Genomic DNA, 1814 nt, shown 5'->3' on the forward strand with positions numbered 1-1814 from the left:
TAGATTCGTTTTGCTGCTTTATAACTATATTATTCCAACAGAGTTTCAAACTCTTTTGTAAAGAAAATATTATCAAACGCTTCTTCTAAAGTAGAACCAATTCGGCAAAAATAACTTTCGAAGCCTCCAAACATTTCTCCCTTGGGGTTTAAAAAATAAGTTAAATGCTCAGAATAACCAACCCCTATAGGGCATAAAGAAGAGTTAATAACTTTTATATATTCTTCCTTTACATAGGGTAAATTTGCAATTGCCAAATCAGGAGAAAATATGGAGTAATCTTTACCATTACCTCTATAACTATCATGATGAATTTTTATGTTGCCAAAACTTCTTAAGAATTCCTTAGAAAATTGGTTAATTTCATATCCATTGTTTTCATTCAAAATATTTTCAAAATGGCTAATATCAATTTTTCTATCAGGATACCAACCATCTTTACGTAACAAATTTTGAATTTTTGCTGATAAATAAAATTTAGACATTAAATACTATCCTGTAGTTACATCAGAAGAAGAAAATGTTACTTTACAATTATCACACCGAGCAAATGCCGAGCTATCGGATGTTCTTACTGTTGCAATTTCCAAATCTTCCATTCTAGCCCCGTCTTTCAGAGCTTGATTAACAGCGTCAATTTCCGCACAATTGATTACGCTCCAAGGTGTTCTTGATTCTGATGGCATGCGTTCAAATAAACGTGCACTAATGTTAGTAGGTTTAGTACCGCTAAACCCAACATAACTTCTTCTTGTTCGCTTGTCTACTACGGCACAGGTTGCCGTTGGAGCTTTTTTCCCTAATTTTAAACGCATTTTTCTAGCAGTTCTACGAGCAAGAGATAGTGCGTTAGGTCTATAGCGTGCTAACCCTAATGGGTCAAACCAAATCTGTGAATTAGATGCAAACTGATAAAAATTACTGCCGCCCCACAACCCAATCGGATCCTGATTCACAAACCGCCCCACATCAGGATCGTAATACCGGAAGAAATTGTAATGCAGCCTGATTTCGCTGTCGCAATACTGGTTCTGCAACCTGAACGGTTGGTGCGCCTTTCCTGTTACATTGGTTTCTTCGGTTAATTTGCCCCAAGCATCATACTTGCCGAACCAAAGCAGCTTACCGTCTTTATCGGTCATTTCTCTCGGTATGCCGATTTGATCGCAATGGAAGTAATTGATTTCCTGTCTGCTTTCTTTTTCCGTGTTTGTATAGTTGTGAATTTGCGCTAGGGGTTCGTAATTATCTTGGTCGGTGTAGATGTAGGTGTAGAGGCCGTCTGAATTGTGTTCTTGAAGCAGACGGCTGCCGTCCCACAGGAATGTGATTTCGCTGTCTAGAATATCTTTACCGGTCTGAGTTTTCAGACAGGCATTGTCTCTTAGGCCGTCTGAAACGTTTTCAATGGTTTCCATACCGCCGTTTTTCAGACGGCCTTTGCTTACTCTTCTGTCCAACGCATCGTATTCAAATGCCCAAACTTCTTTGTCCCACTCTCCCGTTTCGGCGTTCTTCTTAAACGTTTCCACTTTAACCAAACGGTCGAATAAGTCGTAATGCAGGTTTTGGGTGCTGCCGTCCGAATGTTCTTTGTGGATGGTGTTGCCGAAGTCGTCGTAGAAAAATTTTATGTCGTTGTAAGACGCAATGCGGTTGTCTTTTACCTGCTCCCCGTATTCGTTGATCAGGTTGTAGGCGGGGTCGAAGGCAAAGGTTTGGTTTTGTACTTTCAGGGGCTGGCCGAGCTTGTCATACTCAAAGTGCGTGGTTCCTGTCCGCTGGTCGGTGCTGTGGAGCAGGTTGCCGGTTTT

General features: G+C 40.6%; 2 protein-coding genes. Both read right to left on the reverse strand.

Translation table 11 applies throughout. From position 1 onward, the window contains the following. Positions 1-29 precede the first annotated feature (29 nt). Positions 30-485, reverse strand: a complete 456-nt coding sequence (locus tag Q0X97_RS11765; protein WP_302067608.1) for an SUKH-3 domain-containing protein — start codon at positions 483-485, stop codon at positions 30-32. Positions 486-491: 6 nt separating this feature from the next. Continuing rightward, positions 492-1814 (reverse strand): RHS repeat domain-containing protein (locus tag Q0X97_RS11770; protein ID WP_302067609.1); only part of this gene is annotated, 1323 nt, incomplete at its 5' end.

It is taken from the genome of Neisseria sp. MVDL19-042950 (genome assembly GCF_030504625.1).
In the GTDB taxonomy this organism is placed as follows: Bacteria; Pseudomonadota; Gammaproteobacteria; order Burkholderiales; family Neisseriaceae; genus Neisseria.